Source organism: Candidatus Nanohalovita haloferacivicina (assembly GCF_029232205.1).
GTDB lineage: Archaea > Nanohalarchaeota > Nanosalinia > Nanosalinales > Nanosalinaceae > Nanohalovita > Nanohalovita haloferacivicina.
Window position 1 is genome coordinate 573,044 of sequence record NZ_CP107255.1, and the last position, 24,989, is coordinate 598,032.

Below are 24,989 nucleotides of genomic sequence, written 5' to 3' on the forward strand. Positions count from 1 at the left end.
AGTTGCAACAGATCTACTTGAATGCTAGCCGTGCAATCTCCTGATCTGCAAGTTTTTCATCATATATCCGGAACTCATCAATCTCCATGTTAGTGAACTTGGCCGGAGAATTGTCGCCAGCCCTACCTATCTGTATTCCTCCGCCAGAACGATCTGCATCCGTCAAGCTGGTAGTTGAGAGATATGCTGAACCATCAAGAGATCCGTCTATAAACAGTTTGACAAGGCCTGAACTTTTTTCACGTGTGAAGGCCACGTGATGCCATCTTCCGTCAGCTACTTTTCTGTCAGAGTTTACGTACCTATCGCTGCTGCCGTTTCCATTACCGTAGACAAGTTTTCCTTCACTATCTATTCCGAATCCCCAGTCATTTGCAGGGCCTGAGTTTTCCTGATGTGCTATGGCCTTGGTCTGCCAGTGATTGGTTCCTGCCCCATCAGTAGTTTTGATCCATGCAGAAACAGTCTGGTTGTCAGGTAGTTTGTGGTCTATCTGGATGTAGTCATCGCTGCCGTCAAAACTGTATGCATTGGTGTAGAAGAGGCCTTCGCTGCCTGTTGATTTTCCAGATGTGAAATTGTATCTTTCTACGGCTCTGGCTTTCTGTGTTTCAAATGCTTTCTCTACCTCGTCCTGGCCCCACGCTGTTGTTGAGATTGTCATTTCATCGATTTTGCCGTAGAATCTGTCTGTGTTGCCAGAGTCCGAGAGGCTGCCGATGAATGCTGGACCTGTCGTGTTTTTCATTGTGAAGTCTTTCTGAGTGCTTGTTTCCAGTGTTCCGTTCACATAGATTTTAAGAAACCCTCTGTTGGCGTCTGCTACGGCCACTACATGATACCATCTCTGCCATTCCGGGAAGCTGTAGTCTATAGCGTTGATCTGGTCGTTAGTGGTGTTTCTTACGTCGAAGGAGAATTCCTTACCGTTTCTGGGGATTCCAAACAGGTACTTATCCCAGTCATCTCCGAAGAAGGCCTGCCAGTCATCCACTCTTTTTTCCGGATATACCCATGTAGAAATAGTGATTTCCTGGTTGTCCGCAAGTTGATCTACCTGTCCGAGAGAAGCGTATGAGTCTCCGCTGAAGTTTAGTGCCTGGCCTGAAACTCCGTCAACCCATGAAGTGTTAGTCAGTGTGGCATCCACGTTGTTCTCTGACTGATCCTCTGTGGTTGAGCCTGCTCCATCGTTCATTCTCCACGCTGCAACTGTACCTCCCGAATGGAAATCTCCCATTAGAGGCCCTGTTGACACCACTTCCTGCGTTGTTCCGTTCATTTTCCATCTTTCAAGATAGTTCTTCCCAATATAATCCTGTTCAGATAGTTTCTGTATATCTGTAGCTGTTAGATCCTGGTCATAGACTGTTACTTGGTCGACTGAGCCGTGGAAAAGCGGGCCTCCAATGATCATCTCGTTGTCTGCGCCGTAGATCAAGTTGTCAGAAGGGTTTACCGATTTGTCCCCTACTTTTTCTCCGTCAAGCCAGAGCTCTGACCTGTTGTCAGAGGTGAACTGGATCACTGCATGATGCCAGCCCGTGCTTAGAGAGGCCTCAGATTCAACTCCATCCGTGAATCCCTGAAGTTTGCCATCGTAAGTTCTTAGCCCGGCCTGTCTTCCGATTCTCACTATCTGGCCGCTTTTCATGTAAAGTGCTGTACTGTAACGAGGCCTGAAGTTCCAGTAGTACGCGTTCTTGTTTCCTGCACCCTTGCTTCCGATAAGCATGTATGAGGCCCTGTAGTGGTTTGCTCTGACGAACTCTGACTTGTTTGTGACGTCTTCTCCGTTGGCGCCGTAGTCTTTCAGTGTTTCCTCCCATTCCTCCAGTACTGCTGCATCATCGCAGTTTCCTGCTGGATGAGGCTGATCATCGGTTATCATTATCATTTTCGTGCCTTCTGGCTGGCTCTGAAGATACTGCGACATGTTTCCTGCGGCATTGCAGGCATCTCCACCATATCCGTCTCCTCCGTGAGTATCAATCTCTTTGGTCTCATTCAGGCCCCATGAGCTGTTCATTTTAGCGATTGTAAACCCTCTAGCGCAGTTGTCGCAGATCTGATTTCCGTTTATATTCATGAAGCTGTCATAGGCAGGACTGAAGTTTCCAGCTCTACCGTAGTCATTGTGGCCCATTGATCCAAGTCTGAATCTTGTATCTGAAAAATTCCTGACTTTAAACCATGTTGAAACTGCGTAACCGTTGTCTATCGAAAGATTCAGGCGGCCTGAATGATTGACAGAAATGTAGTCATCTCTTCCATCCATTCTGAAACTTCCTCCTTTCAGCATGTTATCCTGGCCATTTTGAGAGTAGTCGAGTGTACTCATTCCTGTGCTGTCGAAACGGTAGTAGTTCTGAAGGCCTGCAGATGCAAATGAAGCCATTAAAATTGCAAGAGCAAGGGCCACTGCAAACTTGGTGTTTCTCACATTCAGAGATGGCTTTTTATCAAATAAATTAGTTGTATTCATTTCATCGCAAGGTCCTGTATCTCGGCCTCTGAAAGCGTTTTGTTGTAGATTCTGATTTCATCGATCGATAGCTGGTTGTAGTCGGAGAAAGGCCTGAATCCTGAAATTGAGGAGATACTCATTTCTGGTGTCTGTACTGAATCTGTTTTCTCTCCGTTGATATAGAGCTGGATTTCTCCATTGGATCTTCTGAATACGTAGTTGTTCCATTCCTCTAGAGCGGACGAAGGCCTTTGAGTGTCAAGCACGGAGTAGTTTCCTGTGTATACTCTGAATTCGTCTTCCACCAGCTGCATCTGCGGGTTTCTCTTGTACACTTCTGGATCTGCGTAGTATCCGAACGAAGTGCTGTCATCATCGTCGTAGTATAGTCTGTAGTACTCTTTTCGCGGTTCTTCGTTTCCATCGCTTCCCAGAATGTAAAGCTGGTATTTGTCAGGATCAGGTTCTGGTTTTCGCACCCATTCTGAGTCCCAAGAATTACCCCATACAGGAATACTGTTGGTCTTGGCCCAGTACTTCAGATATAGATAGTTTTCATCGCCAGCAAAATCCGGGTAATCATCCTGGTAGAACCGGCCTGTGAATATGTCCTCAAATCCTCCGTTGGAAGATGCGTTTGCGAGTCTGACATCTGAGAATCCGTCCTGAGCTCCAAGGTCTTCTACATCGCCTCTCCAGTCCGTTGACTCGTTGAAGATATTCTGATTGGCCTGGTTTGAGAAGATAGTATATCGGCCTTTTCCCGAGGTTTTCATCCAGAAGCTTACAGAATGGTTTTCAAAGGAGAAGCTGGAGGTTCCAATACCGTTTTCTGGTTCGAGAGTTACTGCATTGCTGGAGAATATTCCTTCTGAGGCCTTTGCACGAGGCACGTCATTATTCCATCCTTCGTATTGGTTGTCTTTGTTGAAGCTGTTTGGTGTTGCTGTTATCTGGTTGGAGGTATCTCCGAACAGGCATGGCCTCTCGTAGTACAGGTGGCAGCCCTGATATCCTTCATCAAATCTCTGGAAGAGCACGAGATCAGTATTGTCGACTTCTTGGCCCCTGTAGAGTTTTTCTACTTCAGACTCCGCTAGAGTTCTGTTGTATACGCGGAAGTCGTCGATTTTAGGCCTTATATTATCTCTAATTGTGAGATCTGATACCATGTCCGCAAGTTTGCATCCTGGGCCTCCCTGATCCTGAACTTCTCCATCGGTGTATTCTTTTATTGTGGTTCCGTCGTATGTTACAGTGTATAGGTGCCATTCGCCGGGTGTTGCCTCCATATTCCGGTTTCTGGCCCAGAATCCTCCTCCGTTGTATCCGCATTCATTTGTCTCTGCTATCCATCGCGTGTATATGCTTTCGTTGGAGTTGGCCATTTCAGCTCTTGCACTCTTGGTTGCGCCGGTTGCGTTTTCCGCTGTCCAGCTGACGACTGTATCCCATCCTCCTCCGCTGTCGTCATGTTTGATCCAGAAGGCCATGGTAAAAGGTGCGCTGCTGAAGGTTGACTGTAGTTCAGGAGTGCTGTTGATTGTTATTGCAGAACCGTTAAGCAGTATTGATCTTCCTTCTATAACAGTATCATTTCCAAGGCCTGAAGAGTCAGCAGCCTGGCTAACGTTGTCTAATCTGAAATAACCTGTTAGGCTTTGCTGATTGGAGGCCTGGACCGATATTCCTGCGCCAAGAAGTAAAAGGCCTGAAATTAGTAGGACAGTTGTTGTTCTCGGGTTAGGCCTCATAGTATTGAATTGAATTAAGTTTTATTTACTATTTCAGTCTGTGTCAAGTTCAAGTGTTGATCGGTCTCTTATTTTCCAGTTTACTCTGTCTCCTTTTTCCAGATTCATTGCTGCTGCAAGTGTTTCAGGTATCTGGACGTTGTGGAATCCTTTCTCTTCGGATTCCGTTATCTCTGCGTTGCCTCTGGTGTTTGCTGAGGAAGGTTTTCTCAGGCTGTAGGCATTGAGATTTTCAGTATTCATTTTCTCTGTTATTCCCTGGTTGCTGTCTGTGAACCAGATCTCTGAGTTAAGTTCCTGAAAGTCACGGAACCATTTGAGCTGTGAGTGTCGGAGGCCGTCACCTTCTCCCTTGACCTCTATGAACTTGTATTCTCCTGTATCATCGAACGCCAGAAAGTCCGGCACTCCAGGCCTGAAAACGTTTCCAAGGCCTTTCACTCCTTCTTCCTGTACTTTTCTGTTTACTGCTTCGCAGGCTCCAGGATGTTTTTCCTCGAATCTTTCGACTGCTGCTGGTGTGGCCCTGAGAAAGTTGTCCCAGTTGCTGTCGATGATGTCTTTTGCTATTTTTTCTGTGTTGGTTATTTTGTCTTCTATCATGGTTCAGGACTCTAAGTAGTCAGGTAGTGTGCTTCTGGTTTCTGGATCTGCATTCGAATTCTCTGGGAGTCTGTATAGTTCTCCTGAGGCATGTTCATAGGCTGAGGCCAGTTCTGTTTCATCTACTTCGTCCATGAGTATTCTGAATGGTGCTGAGCTGTTCCATGTTGGAAGTATTTCTGCACGGGATAGAAAGTTGACGATGTTTTCAAATTCTCCTCCTGGCATTCTCTGTGGTATCAGGCCTTTTTCCTCTACATTGCTGTAGATTTCATCTGCTTCTGGTATGTGGTAGTTTTCTGGATCTGCGTGGTATAATATGTCGACTGCTTTTCCGCCTTTGTCCTGAAACAAGGTGTAGAGGCCTGGCCATTCTTCTGCTGTTTGGTCTACGGCGGCGTGTATTTCTTCTGTATCCACGGTTAAGAATTGGGAGAAAAATGGTAAATATCTGTTAGTAGAGTTCGCCGCCCTCTGGTACTTCTGTGTCCGGGCCTACGAGTACTGGGTTTCCGTCTTCGTCCGGTACTCCTACTGTTAGTACTTCGGATTTGAATCCTGCTATTCTGACGTTGCCGAGGTTGGTTGCGCAGATTACCTGTCGGCCTTCCAGTTCTTCAGGTTTGTAGTTGTATCCTGTCTGTGCTGCGCTCTGGACTTTTTCTTCTCCGAGGTTTATCCAGAGTTTGGCCATTTCTGGTTTTTCTGCCTCTGAGAAGTCTTCGGCTTTTTCTACTGTGCCGACTTTGAACTCTGCGTCAAACATGTTTTTCACTTTATGATTGGTCGAGGCCTTTCTGTACGTAGTCCCGGAATTTTTTCGGGCCTTCGTATCTTTCGCTCATTTCGAAGTATAGTTCTTCGAGTCCTGGTGGGAGGCCTTGTGATGAGTCCATGTTTCCAAGTCCTAGGTATAGGTCTCCAATCAGCATTTCTCTTAGTGAGGAGTTTTTCTCGTGTTTGAGGTATGATTTCATGTAGCCTTTGAGGAATTTTTCGAAGGCGACTGGCGTGTTGAGTTCTTCTAGTTCTTCTTCCCAGTATTCGTAGAATTTGTCGATTAGTGCGTCGAAGTCTACTTTGTATTCTTCAGGGTCTGAGTCTTTTACTACCTGTAGTAGGCCTTGTTCGGAGGCTTTGAGCATTACTTGTTCTGCGTCTTCGTCGTTGAGGTCGTGCTGGAGTTCCATCTGCACGCTGTAGCTTTTGTCGTCTAGGTATGTGTATCGGAATACCTGGTAGGCGAGCACTGAGTTGTCTAGGTCCATAAGTTATTGTGTGTACTTCTTGGTTAAAAACTGTCGTAGAGGCATGTGACTTATTAATCACGAGGCCCTCAAACTTTATTCATGGATGTTCTGATTGCTGGAAAAGGTTTCATCGGTAAAAGTATCGGTGAAAGGCTTTCCAGCGAAGGCCATACCGTTAAGTACCTTGACAGAACTGATGGAGATTACCATATTGATATCTGCAAGGAGTTCGGTATTGACAGGAGTTTTGACGTTATTTATCACTGTATTGGCCTTGCTCCAGGTTTTTACACGGAGAGAAACTACTTTAAGGTCCATGTTGAAGGCACTCGTAACCTGATTAAAGGTGTTGACGCTGATAGAATTGTTTATCTCAGCGCACTGGGTGCTGGAGAGATTGATCACAGTTATTTCAATACTAAGAAGAAGGCTGAAGAGCTTATTGAGGATTCAGGCCTTGATTATACTATTGTCAGGCCTTCCACGGTTCTTGGCCACGGTAATAAAATGCTTGATTCGATGAGAGATATTGCTTTTACCCGTATTTTCCCGAATATCCCTACCCAGATGCAGCCTATAGAGGGTGATGATCTGGTGGAGATTCTTTATCGTTGTCTTGATGATTACAGCGGGGAAATTCTGGAGGTTGCCGGCGATGAGAAGGTTTCAGTCGGTGAGCTTGCGAGGGACATCTACAGAGAAGAAGGTTACAGCTGTCATCTTGTTTCATTCCCTGTTTTCATGACCGAGGCCGGTCTACTGGGCCTCAGATTCTTGCCTCCGCCATTCCTTCCGGAGAACAGGGTTTTGTTAAAAATGGATAATACTCTGGAAGAGAATGATGCGAAAAGAGTTCTTGGAGAATAACTTAATCGGGGTTGAGGCCTTTTTCCATGCCTACTGCTTTCATGACGTCCTCCATTCTTTGTTCCAGGTAGTCTACTCTGTCTTCTACGTCTCCTACGCCGAATTTAACGAATTTTTTGACGCAGGCCTTGCAGTATACGTTTCCGTCGAATTTTATTGCTGCATCTCCTAATTTTACTTTTTCAGGGTCTTCAGGCCCGTATTTGGAGGGTTCTTTTCCCCCCCAGTTGATGAGGTCTCCACAGTTATCGCATTTGACGTCCCAAACCATAGAAAGAATATGGGTAAGAGGCCGATTTAAAGCCCCTGTACCACGGTTCTAGTTGAGTCTGATTGTTTCAAGGTTCTGAGGTGCAGAAGTGTCAATGTTCAGAATCTTGTGTAGCGAGCTGGCTAGTGAGAAGCATTTTGATTCTTCTCCGTGGTTTGTGAGGATCTTGTTAGGCGTAGATCTGAGGTTCTTGGAGAAGTTGATGATCTGCTGCCTGTCGCTGTGTGCGGAGAATCCTGATACGGTGTATGTTGACAGGTTGACATCGACTTTGTCTCCGTTGATGTTGACTTTGTCAGTTCCTTCCTGAATCTTTCTACCTAGGGATCCTTCGAACTGGTATCCTACGAAGATCAGTGTGTTGTCAGGGTTTGATGCTTCTTCCTGGAGGTATGACATTACTGGGCCTCCTGTGATGGATCCTGATGTTGTGAGGATTATGCATGCATCGTCTTCGTACACTTCTTTTCTTTCGTGATGGCTTCCTATTGGTTTTACATTATCCATTAGGAATGGCGAGTCCTCATCGTTTACCTTGTTCTGTACTTTCTTGGAGAGGAACTCTGGGTATGCTGTGTGCAGTGCGTTAACGTCGTTGATCATACCGTCGATGTAAACGTTGTAGTCGAAGTAGTCTCTCTGCATTTCATCTGCTAGAAGGCCCAGCACCTCCTGGCTTCTACCTACTGCGAATACCGGCACGATGACTTTTCCGCCCTTGTTCAGAGTCTGTTTGACCTTGGAGAGGAATTTCTTGTTTGACTCTTCCCTTGGCGTCTGCTTGTCGTCGCGGCCTCCGTATGTGGATTCCGTGATCATGGTCTCAACTCTCTGGAAGTTCGTGTCCGCTGGCCTGAGCATTTCTGTCTGGTCATAGTTGTAGTCTCCTGTGTACAGAAGGTTATGAAGGCCTTCTCCTACGTGGATATGACATAGTGCGCTTCCGATGATGTGGCCAGAGTTCTTCAGTGTCAACCTCATATCTGGCGTGATATCGGTTACTTCACCGTAGTCCGGTGTGATTGTCCTTTTGACTGCTTTCTTAATGTCTGATGAATCGTATGGTGCTTTGGCGTTTTCGCTGTGTGCCAGTCCGATGTAGTCTAGGCACATCATGATCATCAGGTCTCTTGTAGGTTTTGTACAGTAAAGTGGGCCATCGTACCCCATTTTGTAGAGGTATGGGATCATTCCTACGTGGTCCATGTGTGCGTGGCTAAGTACTACTGCGTCAAGCTGCTGTAGATCAAGCTCTGGCGCGTTGAGGAATGGATAGTTTTCCTTTGATCCTGATTCTGCTGACGGGTTGATTCCTGCGTCCATCAGTACGTTGGATTCCTCTGTCTGGAGTAGCACGCAGCTTCTTCCAACCTGTCGGAATCCTCCGAGTGCTGAAACTCTGATCCATTCGTCTCCAACTGATTTGTCGAGTCGGATCTTCTTTCCTACGTCGTGCAGGAACTTCTTTCTGAATTCCGGGTCCTCCACAGTCAGTTCACGGGCCCTGTCAACTACCTTGGAGCTGATAGCAGGCACTCTCTCAACCTGTGGAGCCCATAGTGTAGCTTCCTTTATTTTCTGGAGGCCTCTTCCTTTCTTGCCTATGATTGATCCAGGTTTGTGTGTTCTGATTATCATTTTTCCTAGAGAAGGCTGGAAGATAACATTGTCTATCTCAGCGTTATCTCTTTCGTCAATTAGGTCGTATAGTTTTTCTTCAGCGGCCTCTGGCTTGTTGAAAAGCTTTGATGAAGGCCTTACTTCTACTCTTTTCTTGAGTTTTGATACTATGTCCTGTATTACATCTGAGTGGTCAAGGAAAAAGTCCTTGCTGTTTGTGTATACCACTATGTCTGATGCTTCGAACTTTATGTCGTCTACGTTTGCCTCTGGGGGCAAAAGGTCTTTTACGTCGTTTAATTCTTCCATTGTTAATCAAATCCGTTGGTTGTGTGTAAAATCGCGTATGCAAATTTTCTTTGTGTCAAAAATGTTGTTGAAGATGGTAGAAAAATTGACAGGAGAAGAAAGAAGAGTTTTGAGAGTTCCTTACTTTACTTCAGGACGCTCTCAACTTCTTTCTCATCCAGTACATTGTAGCCGTCCTCTGTGATTTCAGCTACCATGATACCGTTTCCTGATGCCGTGTCTCTTTCCATTGCGGCCTGTACTGCTCTTGTTGCAAGCTTTCTACCTTCTTCATGGTCAAGTTCATCTTCGAACTTGTCTTCCAGTACTCCGTATGCCATCTGGCTTCCTGATCCTGTGGCCGTGAATCTTTCGTGTTTCATCAGGCCTCCTGCCGGATCAAGGTCGTAGAGTACTCCTTCGCCATCTTCGATACCGCCCATGATGAACTGGTTGAAGAATGGCATGGCCTTGTGGCCGTGTAGTATGTTTGAGAGTAGTGTTCCTGCTCCTTTGACGGATAGCTCTTTTGTTTCAAGCTTGTGCAGGTTTAGCTGGCTTCTCATCATTCTGATGATTTTCTGTGCATCACCTACGCTGCCAGCAATTGTTAGGCCGATCTGATCATCCAGTTTGTACACCTTCTTGGCGTATTTGGATGCAGTGAGTCTTCCCATTGAAGCTCTGCGATCTGCCGCCAGAATTACTCCTCTGTCGGTTGTTAGGCCTACTGTAGTCGTGCCAGTTTTGAATTCGTCCATGTCCTGTTTCGTCTGAACCTGGTTATTTTCCATTATAAATCAATCCTCCGAGAAAAACTTCCACGGATTAAAACTTACTAAGCAAAAATAGCTCTCTTATCTTTAAATAGGTATGTGGAACTCCGGCGCATAGGCCTTGCCAGCAGTATTTTTATAAAAAATTGTTACGAATACGGTAGATATGTCTAAGGCAACCAAGGGTGGACGCTTTATTGGCCGACTCGAGAAGGGTGGCCGTGTTCTACAAGAGCGATAATTATTCTGGCCCTAGCCTTGACTCTCGAATACTTTCTACTTTTGATCTTGATCAGCTAGCTATTGCTATTATCCTGCTGATTATCCTGATTCTGTAGAGCTAGAGCCTCTACAGTGTCTTTCTGTTTTTGAGGTGAACAATTCAATGACACTACAACACACAATTACAACATCACGCGACGCAAAAACGCGATCAAAACCTTTCAATAACTCTAGTTATCGGTGGCCTACGTGGAGCAAGAGCAAAAATCAGTAGATTATCATTTGAGGCCTGCAGAACCTACAGAGCTTGATGCACAGGGGATTGCAGGGGCCTATAACTCGGTTTATGAGGACTATCCTTTCGTGGCCTTTACTGATCCTGAGATGGTTCAGGAAGAGGTTATACCGGGCGGTGACAGCGACAACTTCGTGGTTGAAGTTGATGGCGGCCAGGTAGTTGATGGTAGAGAGATTCCTGAGGATACCGTAGTAGGTACAGGTTCCGTAAAGTATCATCGGGATGGCCATGAGGCCGAGTTTGGCGGTATTGTTCTTGATCCTGAGTTTCAGGAGATGGATGGTGCGCCTTTCTACCAGGATCTTGTTGATCAGAGGGTTGAGACTGCCAGGGAATCCGGAGCTGACAGGTATGTTACTCATCCGGTTTCATCTGTTCACGCGAAAACTCAGCATGGTCACGCGAAGAAAGGAGCCGTTCCTGAAGGAGTCAGCATCAACAAGTATCCTGAGGTTTTCCAGGGAGAAGGCCGCGAGACAGTTGTTCCAATGGTTTATCCTGATGGCAACTTTCAGTATACCGATGGTGATTCCAGAGAGGTCTACGTGACCGATGAGACTGCTGGCCTTGTCGACAACGTGTTGTCCGGAGTTAATTCTGAGAGGGATGAAACTCTTGCACGGGATCTTGAGGTAGGCCCAGAAGATGTTGATGTCGATGGATACAGCGTGACTGAGAAAGTTTACGATGATGAAGTTGGCCGTATGGCCAGTTTCCAGGTTGTTCCCGGCGGCAGCAAGTCTATGGATGAGGCCATGAATGCTATAGATGAGGCTGTTGACGATGATGATGTTCGCTGGGTTGGTGTAGAGTTCGATGCCAACGATGAATCAGCATGGGAAGTCAGTCAGGCACTTTCGGAAAGAGATTTCACGCCAGAAAGATACAGTCCCGAGGCCATTAACTACGGTGATGATGTCAGCGATGCCATGGGATACCAGTTCCACAAGGATGGGACTGGAGAGATTCAGTTGATTGATTCAGCAAAAGAAGCCCTGGAAGCTACTGGCACAGAGTTCGATGATAGAGGTCAGGGCCCTGTTCCGGGAGTGCAGAATGTTTCAGTCAGTTGATTTCAGGGCCATCAGGCCTTTCAGTTCTCCTTCTTCAATCATGTAGCCGGTATCGGCTACTTCCCCATTTCTTATTCTTGCAGCCATTAACTCCTCGCCGTCTTCAAGGGCCTTTCTGATGTATCCCTCGCTAGCTTCAATGCCTCTGAACAGCGGGAATTCTTCTCCATTTGCTGCTCCGCCTTCTAGAATCATCTCAATCTCATCTGACGGTATTACACCTATTCCCTCGCCGAGGCCTTCGTATTCAAAAATTACGTATCTTTCATCAAGGTCTGAAGTAGTATTGTAGTCTCCGTACAAGGTGTTTGGCGCGGCTTCCTTCGCTCTTTCAAAGATGTTTTCTGCTTTCTTTTGAGGGCTCATACCGGAGTTTTTGTCGGCCAGAAATTTATCTTTTACGTTGAAGATTCCTAGAATTTAATACAGTTTATCGTTAATTTTGGTTTATGGCCGACAGACAGGATGAAATACTGGAGTTGACTAAGGATCTTGTCAGTTTTAAATCGACTAACGATAATCTAGAGGAGATCAACAACTGTCTGAATTTTATTGAGGACTACTTTTCAGGCCCGGAGTTTGAAGTTTTCCGGCACGAGAGCGAGGGTATTCCTTCGATGGTTGTCACTTTTGGCGAAGAGAATCCTGATCTGATGCTGCACGGCCATATCGATGTGATTGAAGCTCCTGACGAAATGTTTGAGACCAATATAGAGGATGGAAAACTTTACGGTAGAGGTACCGGCGATATGAAGGCCGGTGTAGCCGCATTAATGCAGGTTATGAAAGATTTGAAGGATGAAAAGCCGAGCGTTGGCCTGATGATTGTTTCAGATGAGGAAGTGGGCGGTTTCAATGGAGCAGGCCATCTATTCGGCGAGCATTACAGCCCGGAATTTGCAGTCTCTGCTGAGCCAAACAATATTGAAGGCTACCTGGATATTATAGCCGATCAGAAAGGCATTCTCCAGTTGAAGGTCTCTACAGAGGGCCTTTCAGCTCATGGGTCGAGGCCTTGGAATGGGGAAAATGCTGCGGAGAGCTTTATGGAGAAATGGCCTGAAATAAAGAATCTGTTCGAGGATCATCAGGACGGTGAAAAATGGGTTACGACCGTCAATCTTGGAAAGGTTCGGGCTGGCGAGTCAACGAACAAGGTTCCAGAGAAAGCAGAGGCCTGGCTTGATATCCGTACAGCCAGAGAATATCCTAACGAGGAGGTAATTGAGGATATTAGAGGTATTGAAGGCCTGAGTGTTGATCAGGTAAATCTTGATGAGTCAATGCTTTCCACAGCTCACGACAATAAATTTATTCAGGCCTTGAAGTCTTCTGCTGAAGGTTTTGAGGATGAGTGCAGGGTTTCTCGTAAGGAGCCTGGTAGTGATATGAGGTATTTGACTGAGAATGGTATTCCTGCTGTGGTTTTCGGGCCTGAGGGCTACAATGCTCATTCGCCTGATGAGTATGCTGTTATCGATAGCTTTGGGGATTACTACAGTATTATGATGGATTTTGTCAGGAAGAATTTTTCCTGACTTTTTTCTTCTACCCTTGTTTTGAGTTGTAATAAAAAGACAGAGCCCTAATTTCGTGTTATAAACGAGGATTTGATTTGTTAATATGAATTTTTCAGAGCTAGATATTTCAGATAGAACAGTTGATAGACTTGCTAAACACGGTATTACTGAGCCTACTGAGGTTCAGCAAAAAGCTATTCCAAAAGTTTTCGAAGGTAAAGACATGCTTGTGGAGTCGGAGACCGGTTCAGGTAAGACTCTGGCATTTTCGCTTCCGATAATGGAGCAGGTTCACGGTAGTGAGAGTCAGGCCCTTGTGCTTTCTCCTACACGCGAACTAGCCAAGCAGATTACGCAGGAGATTGATTCCGCTGCTGGAAAACCTGTTGAAACAGTTACTATTTACGGAGGAGTAAGTTATGACCCTCAGGTTGAGGGCGCGAAGACCGCTAATATTATTGTAGGTACTCCAGGCCGTGTACTTGATTTACTGAGCAGTGGCCAGTTGAAAGTTGATAATCTTGACTTTTTCGTGCTGGATGAGGCCGATCGCATGCTTGACATGGGTTTCCAGGACGAGTTAGAGGATATTATCAGTTATCTTCCTGATGAGCGTCAGAATCTTCTTTTCGGGGCCACTATTCCGCGTTCACTGAAGAAGATGTGTGATCGTTACGATATTGATCCTGAGACTATCAGAATCAAGAAGTCTCAGCATACTAGAAATCTTGATGAGAAGTACGTGAATGCAAAGTCGAATAACAAGCTTTCGATGCTTTACACCTTCCTTGAGGACCGCGACCGTGATCTTTCCGTTGTTTTCTGTAAGACCAAGGCCACGACACGTTGGCTGGCTGACAAGTTGAGGAAGAACGGTATCGATGCGCAGGAATTAAACGGCGATATGAGTCAGAAGCAGAGGGAGAAGACTCTTGAAGAGTTTGCCAACGCAGAGATCCGTGTTATTGTAGCTACAGATGTTGCGGCCCGTGGAATCGACGTTGATAGAGTAACTCACGTGTTCAACTACGATGTTCCTGATACCGCCGATACCTACACTCACAGGATTGGCCGTGCTGGACGTCAGGGCCGTGAAGGAGAGGCAATTACTCTTCTAGAGCCGAAGGATCACGATAAGTTCCGAAGGATCAAGAAGAGGAAGAGCATTCCGAGAATTGAAGAGAAACCTAATCTCAAAGATGCCAATGTATAGTAAATAGGTTTGGAGAGAATCTTTACTCTTCTTTTCCTCTTCTAGAAAATATCTGTGAGTTATCTGAATTTCCTGGCCATCTGTTCTGCATGTTGGAGGACTTTTTCTCGACCTATCTCCACCATTTCTCCACTCTGTACTACTATGTTCCCGTCGACAATTACATCATCTACGCTACCGGAGAATGAGTATACAAGGTTTGAAATCAGGCCTTTTTTGCCGTGGATCGGAGTCATGTCCGGAGAGTCAAGGCCTATAGTTATCATGTCGGCTTTTTTCCCGATTTCTATTGATCCTATCTCGTTTTGAAGGCCTAGTGCTTTTGCTCCGTTTCTTGTGGCCATGTCAAGTATCTGTTGTTCATCTATTCTTTCTGGCGATTTCTCTTTGTGGATTAGCGAGGCTGTCTTTGCCTCCTCAAACAGGTTTAGGTTGTTGTTTGATGCTACGCCATCTGTTCCTAGAGCTACGTTTATTTCTCTTTCCAGAAGTTCTGGTACATCCGCTACGCCAGATCCAAGTTTGAGGTTTGCTGCAGGATTGTGTACTACGCTGCCTCCTTTCTCTGAAAGCAGTTCTTTCTCTTTCTCCGTCAGCCATACTCCGTGGGCCGCGATTAAGTCTTCATTGACCAGATCCAGCTCATCAAGGTATTCTAGAGGTGGTTTTTCATTCTCCTCTATTGATTCGTTTACCTCTTTTTCTGTTTCGGAGACGTGGATATGGTAGGAAGTATTGAATATTTCCGAGCAGTCCTTGGCCTCGAGTAAAAGTTGTTTAGATGCAGTGTATACTCCGTGAGGAGCAAAGCACGTTGCAATTCTTTCGTGGCCCTGATACTTCTCAACTAGTTCAATTCCTTCATTCAGCCTCCAGTCTCTTTCCCCATCGACATCCAGAAGGCCTCTTCCCAGCATTGCTCTTATTCCTGTCTGGTCTACTGCCTCTGCTACCTGATCCATATGATCATACATGTCGTTGAAGGTTGTCGTGCCGGTAGAAAGCATTTCAATACATGCAACCAGAGCACCAATATATGCATCTTCGGCCTCCAACTTTTCCTCCGCTGGGAATATGTCTTCATGCAGCCAGTCCTCCAGCTCTTTATTGTCGGAGATTCCTCGTAGAAGAGTCATTGATGCGTGAGTATGCGAGTTTATCAGGCCTGGCATCACTACCTTGTTACTGCAGTCGACTACTCTGTGGTCTCCTACAGGCATTTCATGGCCTATGCCTGCAATCCTGTCCCCGTGAATCAGCAGATCTACATTTTCCAGTATCTGTCTATCATCATTCTGAGTCACCAGGTATCGAATATTTTTGAGAATCATAAAGCTGTTATCCGGGCCTGAAGCTTAAGAATAAATCCTTCTACAGTGAGCCTGAGGAGAAGATCAGAAGCATTAATGTGGTGATAAGTAGTCCTGTAGAGGTTATTCCTGTAATCAGCATTCTCAGTTTGACGTCGTCTTCTTCAATGTTTTCGTTGAGGAAGATCAGTACTGCGGGAGCTGCAAAACCTGCTAGAACCGGTATTGCCTGAACAGGCCATGGAATAAACGACAAACTTCCTACACCTAATGCCAGGACTCCTCCAAGTATGAAAGAGGTGACAGCGCTCGCGATCAGGACAAGGCCTTCATCCAGTTCAATCTGATATCCATAGGAAAGATATCCTGATGATCCAAGAGTTACCAGAAGAGGTATCAGGCCTATTACAAATGTAACCGGTGTAAGGCCGCCATCGCTGACTGCATTTCTCTGCTCTCCTCCTGAGAAATTATATGCATCAAGATTACCGCATTCAACTTTTTCTACCTGCTCTCCGAAGAGCGTGGCATTGTAAGGAGAACCTGTAATATCTACAAAAGCACCATCCGAGGCCACATCACACTGAGCCCTCAAACTATCCTTGTAATCTTCCGCAGCTGACTGTGCCGATACTACCGAGGCCAGAGATACAAAAACTATCAGAAGCGATGCCAACTTGGCCTCTTTTCTCATGTATAATCCCTTTTTCAGCCGCCTTAAATAAATAGAGGGAATATATGTAGCTATACTCTAAACATATCCCTATTCTGTGATTAACAGGACAAAATTCACCAACTTCCAACCACTCCAAAACTAAGTACAGAACATATTTGATTGATAACTCAAAGCAATCATCGAAAGATAAGGATTTAATCCCCAGGCCAGTTTGGATAATTAACCGAAGGAGAGTCTTCTTGCCTGAGCATTAATTTCTCACCAAGTTCTTTATCCAAACCTAGGATATCAAAAATTATCAGCTCAACTATCTTCTTGAGCTGCATTGGAGCTCTTTTATTATTCATGAGTTTTTCAGAGTCCATTTTATGGGCAATTGGATTCCTTATACTCCTATGAGTTTCTATTATATCTTCAATCTCTTCCTGTTCAAATTCAAAATCCAGCTCATTGTTTAAGTACATTAAGATTTTGTGCTTTATGCTGTGTTCATACAGAAATTTGGCCTTAAACCGATGTTTGAAGAATTTTGCCTTTTGGGAATCCAGTTCCTGTTCTAAAAACCTATCTAATTTTTCTTTCAGATCCTTTTGCTCATCTCTGGAAAGTATTCTATTTTCCTCATTAGGTCTGACATATTTATCATAATTCCTATTTGCCTGTTTCTCTAACAGCAGCCATCTCATTAGAAATTTTATCTCAAAAAGAGCTCCCTTCTCTAAGGAATAGAGGTAAACACGGATTGTGGACAGAATATTTTGGCGCTCTTCTTCACTGGCATCAATTAAGGTTTCCAAGGCAACATCAACAAACTCAGAAATATCGCGCGTAAAGAACGCGCCTTTAGTAGAGATCCCCTCTATCAATGGAATGTTCTTGTTTGATATTCTCGGAAGATTTTTGGAAGCTACAGACCTAGACTTGTAACCCTTGCTGTATTTGTATCGACCGTGATAGAATACATTTCTCCTATATGCAAAAGAAAAAATAAAGCTCAGCCAAGTTGCCAGATTCTTAGCTTTTTCCTCATCTCCAGTTTTTATGTAGCATTTAGCAGTCTTCCAATTTTTATCTCTAAACTTAGAATTAAAATCTCTCCTACCCTCTTCAAAATCTTCGGCTACTTTAAGAGGTTCAATTCTCACACCCTCTGCTTCATATACGTAAACCTCTCCTTCAGGCAAATATAAATTAAAAAAATCAAAAACATATGTCGTCAAATCCTACACCTAGAAAAAAGAAAAAATCAGTAGTTCTTGGCGAAGTAGGCCCATCTTTCGGCTTTTTCTCCACAGACCGCGCACTCACCGTCAATATGGTCTTCTTTTTCTTGGATTGTTGCTGGTTTGGAGTCTTCTTCGAACGGCAGGACTACGATTTCTGCGCTGACTTCATCCTTGATCTCTTCTTCGCAGCTTTCTTTTCCACACCACCGGGTTTTGACGTATCCACGATTTTTGCCGATTGTCGCCAGAATCTCGTTTTTGGATTCTGCTTCGCGGATGTTTTCCTGTAGGTATTCTTCCAGTTCGTTGTAGAGTGATTCCTGAATGTTTTCCAGTACTTCTTCTGCTTCTTCGACGAATTCTTCTCTGTCCTGGCCCATTTTTTTCTCCCCGTTGTCTCTCCTGACTGGTGTAACTGCGTTGTCTTCTACTTCGTTAGGCCCGATCTCTACCCTGAGAGGTACTCCTTTCAGTTCCCATTCGTTGAACTTGTATCCTGGTGTTCTGTGGTCGCGGTCGTCAAGGTCTACTCTTAGGCCTTTTTCTTCCAGTTCTTCAGTTACTTCTTCTGCGTATTCTACGACTTCATCTCTGTTGTCTTCCTGATAGATAGGTACGACGACCACTTGTGTCGGTGCAACACGAGGAGGCAATCTAAGACCGTCATCGTCACCGTGTGCCATGATCAAGGCACCGATCGTCCTCGTAGAGAGGCCCCAGGAGGTTGTCCACGCGGTTTGAGTTTCGGAGTCTTCATCCTCAAACTCGATTTCAAATGCCTCGGCAAAGTGCTGGCCTAGCTGGTGTGAAGTTCCTGACTGAATGCTTTTTCCATCCGGCATCAAGGTCTCGATTGTTGTAGTATATTTTGCACCAGGGAACTTGTCATGCTCCGGCTTGTAACCAAGAATTGACGGAATAGCAAGATGATCTTCAATTACTTCCTGATACTGTTCGAGGCGGAGCATTGTTTCTTCATCAGCACCTTCTTCTGTTGCATGTGCTGTGTGGCCTTCCTGCCAGAGGAACTCTCGAGTCCTGAGGAAAGGCCTTGTGTCGGTTGCTTCCCATCTTACGACGTTGGCCCACTGGTTGAGTCTTAACGGCAGGTCTCTGTGAGATCGGACTTCGTCGGCCATGTATGGTGCGATTATGCTTTCGGATGTAGGCCTTACCGCAAGTCTTTCCTCAAGTTCTTTGTCTCCTCCATGTGTTACCCACGCGACCTCTGGATCAAATCCTTCTACAATATCTTCTTCTTTTTCCAGGTAGCTTTCAGGTATGAATAGTGGGAAGTATGCGTTTTCTGCTCCTGTATTTTCTATCTTAGTATTGAAGTCTTCTTTGATGCTTTCCCAAATCTTCATTCCGTACGGTTTGATGATCATGCATCCTTTGACAGGTGCGTAGTCCGCCATTTCTGCTTTCTGTACTACCTGTGTATACCATTCTGAAGGATTCTGATCTTTCTTTACCGTGATTCCGAGTTCCTGGCTCATACATTGGTTTCTGAAGGCAACGTTTTTCTATTTAAAGAAAAGAGAGGTAGGAAAATGAAGATTTGGAAGTATGTTATGGTCGGGCCATGAAGAGGTAGGCTGTGCTGGATAGTAGCATGAGGACTACGATCTGTGTGAGGCCTATTCCTGGCACTGCTTCTCCTGAGCCCTGTGTGCTGGAGATTGTCTGGTTGATTGGTTCTGTGACGTTTACTCTGATGCTGTCTGATCCTGTGATTGTTCCGTCTTCGGATTCTGCGTAGACTGTGAGTTGTGTGTTGTCTACGTTCTGGTTTCCTCCGTACAGGCTCATTGTGTATGTTCTTGATGATTCTGGGCCTAGTGTTACCTGGAAGGTGTCGCTTTTTGTGGATTCATCCTGTGAGAAGAATGACCATGGGTCGTTCCAAGGTGTTGAGGTTGAGTCTCTGAGCTCTACGTTGAATGTGAGTTCTGTGTTTTCTACGTTGATTAGCTGGAACTGTGCGAGCCTTGAGGATCCTCTTGGTACCTGTACTTTGTCTTTTCTGAATACTACAGGCCATTCTTCGTACCAGGAACCTCCGTAACATGAGATTACTCTTGTATCTCCTCCCAGGTCGAAGTCTATCTGTGCTCCGGGCTGGTATAGTTTTCTTTTAGAGGTTCCTACTTCGGAATAGTGTTCTCCATCTAGTATGCATGCTTCGCTGTTTGATGCTACTCCGACTACAGAGTTGTTGGTATCACATAGACTTGTGACACAGTCCTGTGTAACAAGATATTCTGAGTCATCGTCTCCTCCACAGAATCCTGGTGTTGCTATTGTATCGTTTGTAACACCGTTTCTCTGGTCTGTCGAACCTGTTGGTACTGGGCTTGTTGACCCCAGACTGTTTGATGAAGTGAAGGTCTGTTCTGGCCTTGAGTCAATATTTCTTGATGTTTCTCCTTTCAATGCTCTCTGCTCTTCGATAAACTGGTTGAAGTCATCATCTATACCGCCCTTGAAAGCTGCAGGATGCTCAGCGATTTGACCTTCGCTAAACCATCTTATGCCTTCAGGCCCGTAAACTGTGTTCTCTCGGCAAAGCCTCTCCTTGAAGTCCTGATCATACCATCTTGCGACTTCGTCGTCGTCTACCATTGCGCAGACTTCTTTATCATTTTTGGCTCTTCCAAAGTCCTCATCAGGCTCGTCGGTCTGACGGTACTCCTCTCTTTCGAATATCTTTCTGCCTTCAGCGCTTGTATCAACACATACGTCCTGTGAATCAGCACATGCATATTTGCCGTCTCCTGCTATAGATCTCTTTGACTCTCCCATCTCTTCGAGCAGGTATTCTCTCCTATCATCTCCACACATAGGAGGTTCTAGCAGTGGAGTAGTTTCACCGACAGTACCATTACTGTTTATCTCTTCATCAACCACGTTATCTCCATCATTATCCTCGCCATCTGCTTCCCCTTCAAAGTATACGTTACCATACATGACGTACGACCGCGGTGATCCATACCCGGAACGGTAGGTTATACCTGCGTTGTCATCAAGATTAAATCCTAATCCCATATCAGGGCCTGTAATATCGATATTGTAGACTAGCTTAGGCTGCCATCCGCCTACAATCAGATCATTCATAGAACGGATGTCATCAGGATCAATCCATACTCCATCCCCTTCCCTAACTTCTCCGAAAGCTCCGGTAAAGTTATCTGCCGCTATAGCTGCGAAAGAGTTACCAAATACTTTCGAGGTCTTGGAAACACTGTCAGAAGTAAATGCTCCTGGATCGCTTGGAACTGTTCGGAAAGAGCCCGAGTAATCCCTGTGGTAGTAGGTACCTCCATCGCTGCTGTATGTAGAGTGGTAAAGACCTCCCTGTCTTATCTGTGCATCCTGACCTGTAGGACCTGGAGGATAGGCCTCTCCTCTGTTGGAAATAGACCAGTTAAGATGCCTTGTAATAGCCCATTGATCTGCGCTTCCCTGAGAGCCATCAGAATCAGTCCAGATACCGTAGTCAGCAGGATTATAGGCGCTGGTATCCATTCCAGGCTCCAGCTGGTTGCTTGACTCTTCAAGCTTGTTTACATAACCCTGATAGTAGTAATTAGTGCCACTTGCACTGTCGCCAGTAGGCATGTAATCCTCATCTCTCACGCCTACTCCAGTATAAGTCTTCTCTGCGGCCTTATCAACCGTAAAACTCCAGGTATCAGTAGTACGGCACTGACCTGTCCCATCACAGGCCTCAATAAACCAGTTGTAAGTTTCGCCATCATTGAGGCCTTGCCAGTACGCTGTAACGGTGTCGCCGCTTGCAATATCTTTTGACTCTATAAGAGAACCGTCAGCCTGTTTGAACTCTACAGTCATCGAGTCATCATTTGGATCTGTAATTCGCACTGATAGATTGGTTGTTGTTCTTGTAACAGTTGCACCGTCCTCAGGAGTTCTGAAAGACGGCGTGTTCGGTTTATCTGCGCTTGAGGTAACTTTAACATCATCGATCCAGACCTGCCAGGATCTATCCTCTGGCTTGCTGCCACAGAAGCTAGAACTACTGATGCTCCCTGCTGTTAAAGTAAAATCTTTATCTGCTGACTCTACATTAGCCTCGTATGATCTCCAGCCTGAATCATAGCTGTTCCCTGACCGAACTCTATCAATAAGCTCTCTTACACCATTGGAATCCTCAATAAAGATTGTTCCAGTACCCCAGCTATCAAGCTGAATCCTGTAGTCAAACTCAAGGTATTGTGGCTGCCTGTTAAAATCAAAGGTCTTGCTTATACCTCCCTCACCACATATCTCATAACGATTTCCGGCCGTAGCTGATTCACCTGGAGTAGAGTAGCTTCCTGTAGTGTCAGCAGTACATGTATCCATCGCACGTCCTGTAGAAGAGCAACTCCAATCACTTTGAGTGCCGGAGAAATCCTCCTCATACATCTGTCCTGTCGCCGGAGCTGCAAAAAGCGCGACCATCAACAGGACTGTGATCAAGGCCTTTTTCACTGGTACCCCACCAACTGCCAGAAGAAGCTGAAGAAGACCGGAGTCTTCCCCTCTGTCTGAGTTTCCTGATCATCGCAGCCAGTAAGCAGAGGCCCACAGTTGTCTTCAAGAGTTACTCCGATGTTTTCTCCGGAGCCCTGGCCTTTAGGATTGTAGTCAGGATGGTAAGGATTTTCGTTCTGACGCCAGTAAAATGCTATCTGTGAGGCGTTATCAGGATCTCCTCTCTGACTGCTATCAATTAGATCATGGCCATTGCCACTGCTTCTCAAGTATTCGTTTACTCTTTCGTTGTCAAGATCGTACCATTCTCCACCGACCTCTTCAACGGTACCATCGTCATCATAGTCATAGTTATCATACGTTACATCATCACCAGGATCATCGGCTGGAAGAGTCTCCTCGTAGACAATACCGTCCTGCGTAAAGCTTTCACCACTGCTATCGATCGCAAGACAGACTTCTTTATCAGGAGAATAACCTCCTTCCTCATAATCCGAGTAAGCCTCTGTACCAACGGTCCTGACAGTTCCCTCAGGAACATCTTCTCCATACCACAGACAATCAGTAACCCTGTCAGCAGTACCTTCAAGGTGATGGCTCTTAATAGGGCCTTCATTAACTTCAGGGCCCTCCATCGCTATCCAGAACTCTTCTGTAGTATCTCCAGCACACCGCTTATCTGAACTCTGTGTAGGGCTGTCGGAGTCAGATCCATAGTTTGAACCGATTGCTGCATCTGGATCAAGTTCCTGGAACATCTTGCAGACTCCAAGAGACTGATTGGTATCCTGAATATTGCTTTCGAAAGTTACTGCTGTGGGATAGGCCTGGCTGCCTGCCTGATAGGAAGGATCTGTCGGGTTATCCCAGTTGTTGATATTCCGAGGCCTTATATCCAGAGCTCCTACACAGTGAGTGAAAGGATCGCCGCAGCCATTAGTATTGATACTTACATGGCCCAGCGCATCTGCAGGCTGAACAATATCCATAGCGCCACCGCTGTTCGTCTCAGTATTCATGAACCTGTTACTGACTCCCTGAATCTCAACCTGGCCGTTTCCAAGATAACCTCTTCTCTGCAGAATTGCCATATAACCATCGGACTGGCCCTGAGGCCCGTCAACATCCCATGATTGGAAGTAATCTCTGACAGATTCAAATGCATCACCGTCTACCCTCATATGGTATGAGCTGGAGGAAATGGCTTCGTCATTACCTAGCATATTGTTATCAGTATCTACAGCATAGGCATAGTAGGAATCACCGTTGAAGGCGTTGTACTTAATATTTGAGCGGGTGTAAGCCTCATCTCCATACTTGAAAGTGTCGCCCTCAAAGAGTGCATCAGTAGGGAACATTGGTGCGTAAGAAGGATTCTCCGCAGGATTCAAATCGAATACTTTCTCAGTATGAAGCTCAAGATCCTCGTACCGGTAGGTGATTGTGTTGCTTGTCTGGCCCGTAGCAATATCCTGATTTGAAATCGGCCCGACAGTATCAACTGAAGGACTATCACTACAGCCAATGCTACTATCGCAAGATTCTTCTTCTGTTTCACTCAGACACGAGTCGTCATCTACTTGTTCGGTCTCGTAACCTGGATGATGAGTTACTTCTACAGATAGCTGATTTAGATTTGTACTTTCCTTACTATGTTGATGGCTTCCGCTGCTGTCTGCATAATACTGCTCGTTATCATTGGTTGAAACAGTGGTAGTTGTCTCGCTCTTTAGAGTGTATTTTGTATCAGTATCTTGATCTATACTTGTACACTTCTCGGTACCCGTACCAGAGCAGTTAGCTCCAGAACACTGATCAACAGAACCTCCGTCCTCGCCCCAAGTCTCCACATTCTTATCACCAGTAAGATCATAGTCTGTAACTGATGCATCTGATTCCGAAGAACCGATATAAGACTCTCCAACTTTTTCCGGATATACCATCCAAAGCTCATCAGGTACACTATCCCCGTCATCATCTTTCAGATAGTAATCAGGAACATCCTCCCATTCCTGATCCTGGACAACCTGATCATCAACCTCACCAGCATCAGCCTGTGTGCCACTCTGAAGGTCGGCCGTGTACGGATCAGAACCACTGATATCATCTGTTTTCTGGCCCTGTGCCTCTGGGGCTATAAGTCCTGATCCGGAGTTACTAAACTTGTATTCAATAGTATCGTCAGTGTCATCGTTACTGTTCTTTGAATTTAGATATTCTCCATTGTTTGCATTATTGTTAGAATCGCCAATAGACACACCGTTAGCATTATTGGCATCCCATTGACCAATATTACTGTTAAATCGATCAGAGAGAGTCTCTGAGGACTGGCTCTTAGTCGTTCCAGCATCGTCAGGAAGACCGTAGTCCTCAGGACAGTCAAGGTTATTCTCATCACCTCCTCTTACCGCATCACCACACTGAGAGCCATCGCCGGTAGTAGTATCATCATGTGGAGCATCAATCAACTCTGCAGAACCATCTTCTACAGCAGTAGTCGTGGAACCTGGCATGTTTCCTTCATGACGGGACTCGCTAATACTTATTGTCTCACCTCTCAAAACCCCCGCAGCCCAGTCATTAGAACCTTCAACATAGGTCTCATTAATTTGATCAGTATCCAGAACCTGGTCAGGACTGACAGTTACAGATGAACCGTTCTGAATTACCTCTGCACCGTAGAAAATAGAGGAGTCATCTTCTGTTGGAGATGAAAGATACTGGCCGAAGACCCAGGAAGCATCCAGGTCGTAGATATTGGCCTCCGAATTATCATATTCATAAGGTGGAGAACACCCTGGATCCGGGCCGCTAGCTCCAGCCTCTTGCCAGTTAGGAGTTCCATCATTATCACTGTCAGCTCCCTCTCCATCAACCAAACCATCACCATCATTATCATTTCCATCCAAGCATGCGGAAGGTTGTGCAGGAGAATCTGGCGGAGAAGTGCCGGTATCCTTAGCGCCGCCAGTGAATTCATAAGAAGAAACAAGGCCAGCAGCGGTCAAGAACAAAAGGACTACAACTAGAGCTTTTCCTACATTCATACAATTCA

20 protein-coding genes are annotated in these 24,989 nt (G+C 45.5%); 4 read left to right on the forward strand and 16 right to left on the reverse strand.

Annotated elements, in window-relative coordinates:
* Positions 1 to 13: 13 nt before the first annotated feature.
* The 6 genes from HBNXNv_RS03230 to HBNXNv_RS03255 are packed head-to-tail and all read right to left on the reverse strand — an operon-like array spanning position 14 to position 6,092.
* Positions 14 to 2,443: a LamG-like jellyroll fold domain-containing protein gene (locus HBNXNv_RS03230; protein ID WP_347720247.1), complete on the reverse strand. Its 2,430-nt coding sequence runs from the start codon at positions 2,441 to 2,443 to the stop codon at positions 14 to 16.
* Between the two features lie 38 nt (positions 2,444 to 2,481).
* Complete coding sequence (locus tag HBNXNv_RS03235; RefSeq protein ID WP_347720248.1) at positions 2,482 to 4,221, reverse strand: LamG-like jellyroll fold domain-containing protein; 1,740 nt, start codon at positions 4,219 to 4,221, stop codon at positions 2,482 to 2,484.
* A gap of 33 nt (positions 4,222 to 4,254) precedes the next feature.
* Positions 4,255 to 4,824, reverse strand: coding sequence for a VRR-NUC domain-containing protein (locus HBNXNv_RS03240; protein ID WP_347720249.1), 570 nt, complete (start codon positions 4,822 to 4,824; stop codon positions 4,255 to 4,257).
* A gap of 3 nt (positions 4,825 to 4,827) precedes the next feature.
* Positions 4,828 to 5,244: a hypothetical protein gene (locus HBNXNv_RS03245; RefSeq protein WP_347720250.1), complete on the reverse strand. Its 417-nt coding sequence runs from the start codon at positions 5,242 to 5,244 to the stop codon at positions 4,828 to 4,830.
* A 34-nt stretch (positions 5,245 to 5,278) separates the two neighbouring features.
* Positions 5,279 to 5,590, reverse strand: coding sequence for a tRNA-binding protein (locus HBNXNv_RS03250; RefSeq protein ID WP_347720251.1), 312 nt, complete (start codon positions 5,588 to 5,590; stop codon positions 5,279 to 5,281).
* A 10-nt stretch (positions 5,591 to 5,600) separates the two neighbouring features.
* On the reverse strand, positions 5,601 to 6,092 hold the full coding sequence (locus tag HBNXNv_RS03255; RefSeq protein WP_347720252.1) for a hypothetical protein: 492 nt from the start codon (positions 6,090 to 6,092) through the stop codon (positions 5,601 to 5,603).
* 81 nt (positions 6,093 to 6,173) lie between these two features.
* Between HBNXNv_RS03255 and HBNXNv_RS03260 the strand changes: the two genes are divergently transcribed.
* Complete coding sequence (locus tag HBNXNv_RS03260; protein WP_347720253.1) at positions 6,174 to 6,941, forward strand: SDR family oxidoreductase; 768 nt, start codon at positions 6,174 to 6,176, stop codon at positions 6,939 to 6,941.
* A gap of 1 nt (position 6,942) precedes the next feature.
* Here HBNXNv_RS03260 and HBNXNv_RS03265 read toward each other — a convergent pair whose 3' ends face one another.
* From HBNXNv_RS03265 to psmB, 3 genes are all read right to left on the reverse strand, one after another.
* Complete coding sequence (locus HBNXNv_RS03265; RefSeq protein ID WP_347720254.1) at positions 6,943 to 7,212, reverse strand: hypothetical protein; 270 nt, start codon at positions 7,210 to 7,212, stop codon at positions 6,943 to 6,945.
* 48 nt (positions 7,213 to 7,260) lie between these two features.
* Positions 7,261 to 9,141, reverse strand: a complete 1,881-nt coding sequence (locus HBNXNv_RS03270; protein WP_347720255.1) for a beta-CASP ribonuclease aCPSF1 — start codon at positions 9,139 to 9,141, stop codon at positions 7,261 to 7,263.
* A gap of 125 nt (positions 9,142 to 9,266) precedes the next feature.
* The gene (gene psmB, locus HBNXNv_RS03275; protein ID WP_347720256.1) at positions 9,267 to 9,914 is read right to left on the reverse strand and encodes an archaeal proteasome endopeptidase complex subunit beta; all 648 of its coding nucleotides are present in this window, start codon (positions 9,912 to 9,914) and stop codon (positions 9,267 to 9,269) included.
* A 453-nt stretch (positions 9,915 to 10,367) separates the two neighbouring features.
* On the opposite strand from psmB, the gene HBNXNv_RS03280 reads away from it, so the two are divergent.
* Positions 10,368 to 11,489, forward strand: a complete 1,122-nt coding sequence (locus tag HBNXNv_RS03280) for a hypothetical protein (protein WP_347720257.1) — start codon at positions 10,368 to 10,370, stop codon at positions 11,487 to 11,489.
* Here HBNXNv_RS03280 and HBNXNv_RS03285 read toward each other — a convergent pair.
* The gene (locus tag HBNXNv_RS03285; protein ID WP_347720258.1) at positions 11,478 to 11,855 is read right to left on the reverse strand and encodes a hypothetical protein; all 378 of its coding nucleotides are present in this window, start codon (positions 11,853 to 11,855) and stop codon (positions 11,478 to 11,480) included. The genes HBNXNv_RS03280 and HBNXNv_RS03285 overlap by 12 nt on opposite strands.
* An 83-nt stretch (positions 11,856 to 11,938) precedes the next feature.
* Here HBNXNv_RS03285 and HBNXNv_RS03290 point away from each other — a divergent pair, with 83 nt between their 5' ends.
* Both HBNXNv_RS03290 and HBNXNv_RS03295 read left to right on the forward strand, forming a co-directional pair.
* Complete coding sequence (locus HBNXNv_RS03290) at positions 11,939 to 13,027, forward strand: M20 family metallopeptidase (RefSeq protein ID WP_347720259.1); 1,089 nt, start codon at positions 11,939 to 11,941, stop codon at positions 13,025 to 13,027.
* 85 nt (positions 13,028 to 13,112) lie between these two features.
* A complete protein-coding gene (locus HBNXNv_RS03295) occupies positions 13,113 to 14,222 on the forward strand; it encodes a DEAD/DEAH box helicase (RefSeq protein ID WP_347720260.1) in 1,110 nt (369 codons plus the stop codon).
* A gap of 59 nt (positions 14,223 to 14,281) precedes the next feature.
* Here the strand turns inward: HBNXNv_RS03295 and HBNXNv_RS03300 are convergent, their stop codons facing one another.
* From HBNXNv_RS03300 to HBNXNv_RS03325, 6 genes are all read right to left on the reverse strand, one after another.
* Complete coding sequence (locus HBNXNv_RS03300) at positions 14,282 to 15,526, reverse strand: amidohydrolase (RefSeq protein ID WP_347720261.1); 1,245 nt, start codon at positions 15,524 to 15,526, stop codon at positions 14,282 to 14,284.
* Between the two features lie 67 nt (positions 15,527 to 15,593).
* Positions 15,594 to 16,226: a hypothetical protein gene (locus HBNXNv_RS03305; protein ID WP_347720262.1), complete on the reverse strand. Its 633-nt coding sequence runs from the start codon at positions 16,224 to 16,226 to the stop codon at positions 15,594 to 15,596.
* Between the two features lie 176 nt (positions 16,227 to 16,402).
* Positions 16,403 to 17,392, reverse strand: a complete 990-nt coding sequence (locus HBNXNv_RS03310; RefSeq protein WP_347720263.1) for a hypothetical protein — start codon at positions 17,390 to 17,392, stop codon at positions 16,403 to 16,405.
* A 62-nt stretch (positions 17,393 to 17,454) separates the two neighbouring features.
* On the reverse strand, positions 17,455 to 18,933 hold the full coding sequence (gene proS / locus HBNXNv_RS03315; RefSeq protein WP_347720264.1) for a proline--tRNA ligase: 1,479 nt from the start codon (positions 18,931 to 18,933) through the stop codon (positions 17,455 to 17,457).
* A 73-nt stretch (positions 18,934 to 19,006) separates the two neighbouring features.
* Positions 19,007 to 21,901 (reverse strand): hypothetical protein, encoded by a 2,895-nt coding sequence (locus HBNXNv_RS03320; RefSeq protein WP_347720265.1) that lies wholly within the window; start codon positions 21,899 to 21,901, stop codon positions 19,007 to 19,009.
* 26 nt (positions 21,902 to 21,927) lie between these two features.
* Positions 21,928 to 24,981, reverse strand: a complete 3,054-nt coding sequence (locus HBNXNv_RS03325) for a hypothetical protein (RefSeq protein ID WP_347720266.1) — start codon at positions 24,979 to 24,981, stop codon at positions 21,928 to 21,930.
* Positions 24,982 to 24,989 lie beyond the last annotated feature (8 nt).

Excerpts from the sequence above, each read along its gene's own strand:
- HBNXNv_RS03320 (WP_347720265.1), bottom strand. The coding sequence starts at position 21,901 with ATGGTCGCGCTTTTTGCAGCTCCGGCGACAGGACAGATGTATGAGGAG.
- HBNXNv_RS03270 (WP_347720255.1), bottom strand. The coding sequence starts at position 9,141 with ATGGAAGAATTAAACGACGTAAAAGACCTTTTGCCCCCAGAGGCAAAC.
- HBNXNv_RS03290 (WP_347720259.1), top strand. The coding sequence starts at position 11,939 with ATGGCCGACAGACAGGATGAAATACTGGAGTTGACTAAGGATCTTGTC.
- HBNXNv_RS03250 (WP_347720251.1), bottom strand. The coding sequence starts at position 5,590 with ATGTTTGACGCAGAGTTCAAAGTCGGCACAGTAGAAAAAGCCGAAGAC.
- HBNXNv_RS03255 (WP_347720252.1), bottom strand. The coding sequence starts at position 6,092 with ATGGACCTAGACAACTCAGTGCTCGCCTACCAGGTATTCCGATACACA.
- HBNXNv_RS03295 (WP_347720260.1), top strand. The coding sequence starts at position 13,113 with ATGAATTTTTCAGAGCTAGATATTTCAGATAGAACAGTTGATAGACTT.
- psmB (WP_347720256.1), bottom strand. The coding sequence starts at position 9,914 with ATGGAAAATAACCAGGTTCAGACGAAACAGGACATGGACGAATTCAAA.
- HBNXNv_RS03305 (WP_347720262.1), bottom strand. The coding sequence starts at position 16,226 with ATGAGAAAAGAGGCCAAGTTGGCATCGCTTCTGATAGTTTTTGTATCT.
- proS (WP_347720264.1), bottom strand. The coding sequence starts at position 18,933 with ATGAGCCAGGAACTCGGAATCACGGTAAAGAAAGATCAGAATCCTTCA.
- HBNXNv_RS03325 (WP_347720266.1), bottom strand. The coding sequence starts at position 24,981 with ATGAATGTAGGAAAAGCTCTAGTTGTAGTCCTTTTGTTCTTGACCGCT.
- HBNXNv_RS03265 (WP_347720254.1), bottom strand. The coding sequence starts at position 7,212 with ATGGTTTGGGACGTCAAATGCGATAACTGTGGAGACCTCATCAACTGG.
- HBNXNv_RS03235 (WP_347720248.1), bottom strand. The coding sequence starts at position 4,221 with ATGAGGCCTAACCCGAGAACAACAACTGTCCTACTAATTTCAGGCCTT.
- HBNXNv_RS03240 (WP_347720249.1), bottom strand. The coding sequence starts at position 4,824 with ATGATAGAAGACAAAATAACCAACACAGAAAAAATAGCAAAAGACATC.
- HBNXNv_RS03285 (WP_347720258.1), bottom strand. The coding sequence starts at position 11,855 with ATGAGCCCTCAAAAGAAAGCAGAAAACATCTTTGAAAGAGCGAAGGAA.
- HBNXNv_RS03260 (WP_347720253.1), top strand. The coding sequence starts at position 6,174 with ATGGATGTTCTGATTGCTGGAAAAGGTTTCATCGGTAAAAGTATCGGT.